Origin of the sequence: Mucilaginibacter sp. (genome assembly GCF_036383575.1) — a bacterium.
In the GTDB taxonomy this organism is placed as follows: Bacteria; Bacteroidota; Bacteroidia; order Sphingobacteriales; family Sphingobacteriaceae; genus Mucilaginibacter.
The window spans coordinates 1-8,529 of sequence record NZ_DASVOB010000049.1 but is presented as its reverse complement, the minus strand read 5'-3'; the positions used below and the strand labels follow the sequence as shown (position 1 = coordinate 8,529).

At 44.6% G+C, this 8,529-nt stretch carries 5 protein-coding genes; all 5 read right to left on the bottom strand.

Features of this window, described 5'->3' with window-relative positions:
* Positions 1–3,538, bottom strand: a 3,538-nt coding sequence (gene sprA, locus VF500_RS01560; RefSeq protein WP_330857990.1) for a cell surface protein SprA, incomplete at its 3' end; no start/stop codon positions are given.
* Positions 3,539–3,562: 24 nt separating this feature from the next.
* Positions 3,563–4,147, bottom strand: a complete 585-nt coding sequence (gene ruvA / locus VF500_RS01555) for a Holliday junction branch migration protein RuvA (protein WP_330857989.1) — start codon at positions 4,145–4,147, stop codon at positions 3,563–3,565.
* Positions 4,148–4,355: 208 nt separating this feature from the next.
* A complete protein-coding gene (locus tag VF500_RS01550) occupies positions 4,356–6,635 on the bottom strand; it encodes an NADP-dependent malic enzyme (RefSeq protein WP_330857988.1) in 2,280 nt (759 codons plus the stop codon).
* 146 nt (positions 6,636–6,781) lie between these two features.
* Positions 6,782–7,150, bottom strand: a complete 369-nt coding sequence (locus VF500_RS01545) for an iron chaperone (protein ID WP_330857987.1) — start codon at positions 7,148–7,150, stop codon at positions 6,782–6,784.
* 960 nt (positions 7,151–8,110) lie between these two features.
* Positions 8,111–8,529: LysM peptidoglycan-binding domain-containing protein (locus tag VF500_RS01540; RefSeq protein WP_330857986.1), on the bottom strand; the 419-nt coding region annotated here is incomplete at its 5' end.

Here is an 8,529-nt window from a genome sequence, read left to right as displayed (position 1 = left end):
CCAGATCGGCCGGGCACATAGATACCTTGTACTGGAAATACGAATCTTCCTGGCTCATGTTATTATCCCGGTTAATATCCTCACCATCGGGCAGGGAAGTTGAAGCCGAGTTTTGCAGACCAAGTTCTGCCTGCGATTGCTGGGCGGTTTTCGAGTTACCATCGGTACCGTTGTATTTGCTGTAGCGATCAAGGATGCCGGCGCGGGCCTGGTCGAGCGCAGGGCCCTGGTAATATTGATAATCGTCTGATGAGGGGTCGGCGGTGTATGCGGTTGCCGCCTGAGCGTTCAACTGTCCTTTGATCTGCTGAACAACGGGGGCAAATTTAGTTTGCTCGTCCTGGTCATTTAATCCATCCAAACCAACGTCCTGTAGTTTACGGGCATCGGGGTTGTTATCAAAAGCGTTGATAACCGGCTGCAGTTTGGATACCCGCCCCCAGCTGGTTTCATCAACCTTGGTCAAGTCACCATCAACAGGTAAACCGTTCTCTAAACTTTTACGCCCGTCTTTCAAGATGTCTTCCGATATCGAACCTAAGTTAAAATACAGGTCACCACCGGCCGAATTTGGTTTATAAATAAATGGATCCAGCACCCAAAACTCAATGTATGATACGTTTAATGATTCAAAATCGTTTGTTTCCAGCTTCCTGAACATACCGCCCCAGCGTGTTTTAGGGTTTTGTAATGTACCATCGGCGTTGATTCCTGTAGTAGCATAGTTATACGGACCACGGATGGTTGGATAAAAAGCCATGTTCAGGGTAGCCAAACTAAGCGGTTGCCCGGTAGCCGACTGCTTATACGGGAAAACTTCCTGCTCAATTACCTGCCTTACATAATGATTGGAAAGCTCGCTTCTTGATATCGGGATAGAACCTGTATTAGTATAAAATATAGGGTCGATATTGTAAAATGCCAGCCGCGCACGGTTGTAACCGTAACTCAGGTTATCAAACAGGTTGGATTCAGCAAACAACTGCGGAGTTCCCGAAATTTGCCAGTTGTTGGCCCCTTTAATATCTATCACCGATTGGCTGTTCTCAAAATCATCAAGATAAGATGTTCCGTTTTTTGAGCCGGCAAAATTCAACGCGCTGGGACTTCCGGGCATCAGCTTAGCAAATTCGCCATAAAAATTAATAGACGATGGAACCTTGGTATGGATGCCGGGGATCTTATCAACCAACCTTGTTAAAAACCGGGAGTTTGAGCTATAATTGGCATCAAAACCCCAGATGGTATTTGAAATGGATTCTTCGCCGGCAATTTCATTTTGGGTGATGGGCTGTTCGGTAAGGTGCATCAAAGTAGCACCCAATTGAAGCTTATCGCTGGCATGATAATCAAGCCTTGTACCATACAGCGATTTTTGCTGTACACCGAACAATTCGTTATTCTCCAGCTTTACGGTAATCGGTTGCCCGGAAGACAACAGCGCCTGGTTCAGGATCCTGATCCTGCCTGCATTATAGTCAACTGTATAATCGTTCCCCTCAGTTAGCTTCACGGTACCGGCCGTTACATTCACCGATCCCTGCGGAATATTAACCGCGTTCAACTGGTACTCCGAACCGCCTGTTGAGGTGTAAGTTCCCTTGATCACATACCTGTTTAATGCGGGAAAATATTGCTGCGCGATGGTTTTGGTTGAGTCATATAATGGCTGGTAAACGTATCGTTTTACCAGGTCGACCTCGCCCGAAGTAAATTTGGCGGCAAGGTCCGAACCAAAAGGCTCCACCACCGGGAACGAAATACGCCCGTTTTGCGAATCGATGGTGATCCCCTCCAAAAAGTCAAAGTAGCCGTCCGGCTTTTTATCGCTCTGCTGGTTGAGGTTATCGAGGCCTGCTACCTGGATCCACAGTTTACCTTTCAGGTTTTGGCCCTCTTCCATTACCGTTTTTTCGATACCCGATTTATCATCAAGGCGGGTAACTGTTAATTTAAAATCGGTAGGTGCTATCTGGAAAGCGCCGAGGGAATAGATGTTTTTCATCATCAAATCCCAGGTTGGCAAGTTGGTTTTCAACAACTCGCCTTTCAGCAATTTCACAAACAGTACATTGGGGGTATTGGGGTTAACAGCCACGTCGCTGCTAAATTCACCTACCTGATATTGCACCCCATTCACAGTATACTGGTAAGCAACCGCCAGCACCTCGTCATTATTTAACGGATAATTTAAGGAGATATAACCCAATTGCGGATGCAGGGTGTATTCCTTATCGGTAAGCTTGCGGGCATAGGTCAGTTTTGAATAGTTATCCGTAGCGCCCGATCCCTGGAAAAAGCTCGCCACATCATTGGAGTTGGTAAGCCTTGCATTTTGCGGTAAAACGGTTAACAGGTTGTTTGATTGCTGAGCAAAACCAGGCCCCTTGAAACCGGCAGGCAAGGCGCTCCCGCCACCTACTATCTTTGTTTTATTATATGGGTTATTTTCACCTAGATCGATAAAGCCCAATATATCGCGCGAATCGGTAGTTACGTTGGTACGGTTGGTTGTCCAAACCTCAATTTTAGTAATGTTGATATTGGAGCTGATGATCGGGATATTGGCCAGCGCCCTGTTGTAATTATTCCTGAAATATTGCGACAGAAAGAAGTGTTTGTTGGCTTCATAGTCAGCAGGCGTTAAACGAAACTCGCCCTGCTGCGAACCATTGGTAATAGTTATGGTTTTTGACTGCGAACGTTGCTGCGAAAAGATACTGGTTACATCCAGCCGCCCGAATTTCAGTTTGGTTTTAACACCAAAAAGCGCCTGGCTACCGGTGATCAATGTGGTATTGAGCGGCATGCTAACGGTACCGGCTTCAATTTTTTGGATGATCTCGTCCTTCGATCCTGTATAGTCCAGCTTGATCTGGTTTTCAAACTGGAACTGCGCATCAGTATTGTAATTGGTGGTGATCTTTAACTTATCGCCTATGTTACCGGTTACATTCAGCTGAATACGCTGATCAAAGTTAAAATTGAACTGGCTGCGCTGGCGGGTGTTAAAAAGCGGGTTTTCATTCTTATTGATCTGCCCGGCCATGATCATTTCTGCCGATCCCTGCGGACGGATATCGATCACCGAACTGCCAAAGATCTGCTCAAAGGTACGGCTACGTACTTTTATAGGTGGTATAAACCCCGGCTGCTGCGAATCATAAGCATAATTGTCTGCCAGTTGCTGAAAATAGCCCCGTTGGGTTGATCTTTCCTTAAGTTTTAAGTACTGTGCAAACGTAAGGTACTGCGGCGGGCGGTAAAGTAAATTACCTACCCTTTCATACAAAATATAACGGTTGGTTACGGGATCATATTCAATAGTACGCACCAGGTTTGCCGGGTCGGCATTGAAAATACCTTCCCTCATCCGCTGGCTTCGTGGCGCGGTTAGGTTTATCGGTGCATTTGATTTGGTTGTATCATTTTTAGCCGCAGGCGAGGGCTTTTGTTGTGCATACACATTCCCCAGCCCCCCGAACACCACAATGAACAACACACTTATAAGTGTCTTATAAGTAAATACTTTGGTCAAAAGTTAGTAGATATTTATCCGTAATTATAGCGTTTTTAATGCAAACTTAATGAGCTCTTCAACCGTTAGTTCGCCACCGTTTTTCTTAATCTCCTGATCTAATACTTTTTCGGCCACGTTACGTGCAAAGCCCAGCATTACCAATGCTGACAAAGCCTCATCCTTAACATTCTGGCTTATAGGCACAACAGTTAAAGTATCAGGGCCTTCCTTGCGCAGCTTATCCTGCAGCTCCAAAATGATCCGCTGTGCTGATTTTGGGCCGATACCTTTTATCCGCTGTATCAGCGAAACATTACCGCTCACAATAGCCGCCTGGATCTCGGCCGGACTTATAGATGACAACATCATCCTCGCCGTATTTGGCCCTATACCCGAAATAGAGATCAAATGTAAGAACAACCTGCGCTCACCATCAGTAGCAAAGCCGTAAAGCGTGTGCGCATCCTCTTTTACGTGCAACCACACAAAGAGTTTGCATTTTTCGTCATCACCGACGCCCGAATAGGTATTGACAGAAATGTTGATATGATACCCTACCCCTCCCGCATCTATCACTACGTACGACGGACTTTTGAACATTAGCTTACCACTAATATAATCATACATATATTATTACTTTATTAAGTTTATTAAACAATGATGTTAATGGCAAAACAGCCCTTACAGTGATTATCCAAAGATAAAATTCCGGCGTCATTATGTTCATATAATGACAAACAAAAAGCTGCAATATACTCACCTTAAAAAACAAAGACGCTAAGCATTTAAATACCAGCGTCTTTATCAAAAAACATATTATTTGTTACTTTATATATTAACTATTAGCAGCAGCTTTTGCCTGTGCGTCAACCACTGCAATGGTAACCATATTTACAATTTCACGTACCGAACTGCCCAATTGCAGCACGTGTACTGGCTTCTTCAAACCAACCAATATCGGCCCAACAGCTTCCGCGCCGCCTATTTCCTGCAAAAGTTTATAGGCAATATTGCCCGATTCCAGGTTAGGGAAGATCAGCGTGTTGGCCGGTTTACCATTAAGGGTTGAGAACGGGAAGTTATCGGCAAGCAAGTCGGAGTTCAGCGCAAAGTTGGCCTGCATATCACCGTCAACCACCATATCCGGGTATTTTTCGTGCAGTATAGCTACGGTCTCCCTTGTTTTCTCCGGCACTTCTCCTTCGTTCGATCCAAAGTTGGAGTAAGATAATACTGCAATCCTCGGGCTGATGTTAAACTGCTTTACCGAGCGTTCTATCAGTACAGTAATATCAACCAGGTCATTAACGCCTGGGTTCACATTCACCGTGGTATCACCAAAAAATACAGGACCTTTAGCCGTGATCATCATGTACATACCCGCAACTCGGTTCACGCCTTCTTCAGTACCGATGATCTGCAGTGCAGGCTTCACCGTAGTTACATAGTTTTTGGTTAAGCCCGAGATCAGCGCATCGGCCCTGCCAAACTGTACCATGCAGGCACCATAGTAGTTTCTGTCGATAAGCAGTTTCTTTGCCTCAAACAAGGTGATCCCCCTTCGCTGACGTTTGTTGTACAGGTATTCGGCATACTCATCTATATACTCACAACCTTCACGCGGGTCAATGATGTGTACATCGCCCAAATCAAGATCGTTATCACGGATGATCTTTTTGATCCTGTCGATATTGCCCAGTAAAATAGGGGTGGCAATGCCCTCCTCTTTCACTATCTGTGCCGACCTTAAGATCTTATAATTATCAGCCTCCGCAAATACAACACGTTTAGGGTTCTGTTTTGCTTTGGCAGTAAGATTACGTAACAACTTATCATTAGTACCCAGGCGCAACCTCAGCTCCTCGGCATAAGCATCCCAATCGGTGATCACTTTACGGGCTACACCCGAATCTATGGCCGCTTTCGCTACCGCCATAGATACCTCGGTAATGAGCCTTTGATCCATTGGTTTCGGGATTATATAATCTTTACCAAATTTGAGGTTGGTAAGGTTATAGGCAAGGTTAACCGCTTCCGGAACCGGTTTTTTGGCCATTTCGGCGATGGCATGCGTAGCTGCTATTTTCATTTCCTCGTTAATGGCAGTGGCCCTAACGTCAAGCGCACCGCAGAAAATGTAAGGGAAACCAAGCACATTATTTACCTGGTTAGGAAAATCGGAACGACCGGTTGCCATAATGATATCATCGCGTGTACCAGCGGCAAGGTCATAATCAATTTCGGGTACCGGGTTGGCCATAGCAAAAACAATAGGCTTTTTAGCCATGGTTTTCAGCATATCGGGCGTAACCACGTTACCAGCCGAAAGACCGACAAACACATCGGCATCCTTCATGGCATCAACAAGGTTCTTAACATCGGTACGGGTAGTAGCAAACTCCATCCTGATATCGTCAAGATCGGTACGCTCCTGGTTTAATACACCGTTGATATCAAACATCACCAGGTTCTCTTTCTTAACCCCTAATGACAGGTACATTTTTGAGCAGGATACCGCGGCGGCACCTGCGCCATTAACTACCATTTTTATCTTATCCAGTTTTTTCCCCTGGATCTCGCAGGCGTTCATCAAAGCAGCACCCGATATAATGGCGGTACCATGCTGATCATCATGCATAACGGGAATATTCATTTCGGCCTTCAGTCTGCGCTCAATTTCAAAGCAGGTTGGGGCCGAGATATCCTCCAGGTTTACGCCGCCAAATGTTGGCTCAAGTGCTTTTACGATGTTCACAAAATCATCGACATTTTTAGCGTTCAGCTCAAGGTCGAACACGTCAATATCTGCATAGATCTTGAACAGCAGGCCCTTGCCCTCCATTACAGGCTTGCTGGCCTCGGGGCCAATATTGCCTAAGCCAAGTACGGCGGTACCATTGCTGATAACAGCCACCAGGTTGCCTTTGGCGGTATATTTATAAACATCTTCAACATTATCGGCAATCTTTAAACATGGTTCGGCCACACCTGGGGAGTAAGCCATGGTTAAGTCGCGCTGCGAATTTGTTGGTTTGGTAGGTACAACTTGTATCTTCCCGGGACGGCCTTGGGAGTGGTAATTCAGCGCGTCCTGTTTTCGGTTAGTTTTATTCATTTTTTTCAAATTGAAGCGCCCAAAATTACAATTCTTTTTATGGAACAATCATAAAAAAGCCCCTTTTTATGATTATGTTAAAAAGAGGATAAAATATGGTTAATGTTTTGATAAGATTGATTTAAAAGAATGGATTTGGCAATGTTCTATTTTTTCTTCTTTGCCTTTTCCATATTCTTCTGCACCCTGAACTTTACAATTTTGGTGATGAGATCAAGCGGCAGCGGTTCATCCAACGGAAACTGAACCGAGCCCTTGGCGCCTTTGTAGCCAGCAAGTTCTTCTTTAAATTCTTCCAAACCCTGCGGGGCAGGATAAAAACCGATGTGACTTTTAAAGCCACCAAAGTGCACCAGGTTGCCATTAAGGATAAATGTTGGGATAGCGTATTTGATAGCCTCTTCCGCATCCGGCGCAGCAGCTTTTATAGTAGCGCGCACAGTTTGCAGTTTCTGCTGAACATCCTCCGGGAACCCGGCAATATATTCGTCTATATTTTCCTTTGGCTTTTCCATGTTGATGCGGTTTTTATCTACCTAAAAATACAAAGGTTTTTTGAAATCCTGTAGTTACAAACTACAGACATAATCATCCAAAGACGGAGTCTTCGGACAGCGTTCTATTAAGATATTTAGAACATCGAATCTGCACGGCGTATAGATCAGGGTCCTCTGCGAGTTTAAGTTAACCCACAAAATCAATAGCCAAATTGGGTAATGTATGTGAGTTGAACCCCTCTGGGGTTCGGGTAAGGGGTGCGACGTTATTTCTACAAACCTTTTCCTCCTCTGGAGGATTTTTGCAGTTTAATAAACAGATATTAATTGCCCAGAAACAGATGCACCAGAGGTGCAAAAGGTTTGTAGCTTGTAAAGTTATAGAACATCCTTTGCCCCAGAGGGGCAACACACGACGCCTTGCTGTTTAAATGATAAGCAATTTTGTGGGTTAACTTAAATCTGCGAGAGACCCTGATGGGGCGAAAAAACAATTAAAATACCAACAAGTTGGTATTTACTAAGTAGATGGCATGATATACTTTAGTACAAATCAAAAGCAAAATAAATTTAGGTTAATGCCCCACTCAGCGAGTGAGCGGGGCATTTTAATTTATCAACTATTATGATTCCAATCTGCAGTATCACAAGTAATCACTTTCATTCCAGAGTTAAAAAATTGGTTTCGGCATCCCACGAGACAGGTAGACGATTTACTTAGCATGGTTGCTTAGCGATTAGGGTGCTGAAACAAATTCAGCATGACCATAATTAAAATATGGGGTCATGCTGAGCCTGTCGAAGCATGTGGGCGGGGCCTCTACGCGCAACCCTTCGACAAGCTCAGGGTGACAGGCCCCATTGTCATTTAACCTTCAGAATCCAACGGATTTAAACACTCAGTATGACCGTAATTTTAAATATGTAACGGGTAGGTACAACCTTGCAATGACGATTCTATAATTCTCCGTTATACTTTCAATTTTTCGAATATCCGCCGTCATCCTGCACATTGGCAGCTACTTCACCCACTGATACTTTCAACATAGCCCCTACAGGTGCGCGGTTTGTTTTAAGATGGTTCCAGACTTTCAAATCAGATACTTCACAGCCAAATTTATCGGCAATGGAAGCCAGGGTTTCCCCCCTTTTTACTTTATGATGAGTTGGTATATGACGTTCAGATTTTGCAGAAGCGTATTGCACGGCAGTATAAGCAGCAGGCTTAGCGGCGGCAGGTACCGGAGCATCAACACCATTTAATACATTATACAATGCCGCATAATTATCTTTTGCAGTTTGAGGAATGATCAACCTGCGCGGTGTTTTTGGGCTGCCGTTAACTACAGCCATCCGGTACGATGGATTAAGAATGGTGATCTCTCTTACGCTAACAT

Coding starts and splice junctions, on each gene's coding strand:
- ruvA (WP_330857989.1), bottom strand. CDS start 4,147: ATGTATGATTATATTAGTGGTAAGCTAATGTTCAAAAGTCCGTCGTAC.
- VF500_RS01550 (WP_330857988.1), bottom strand. CDS start 6,635: ATGAATAAAACTAACCGAAAACAGGACGCGCTGAATTACCACTCCCAA.
- VF500_RS01545 (WP_330857987.1), bottom strand. CDS start 7,150: ATGGAAAAGCCAAAGGAAAATATAGACGAATATATTGCCGGGTTCCCG.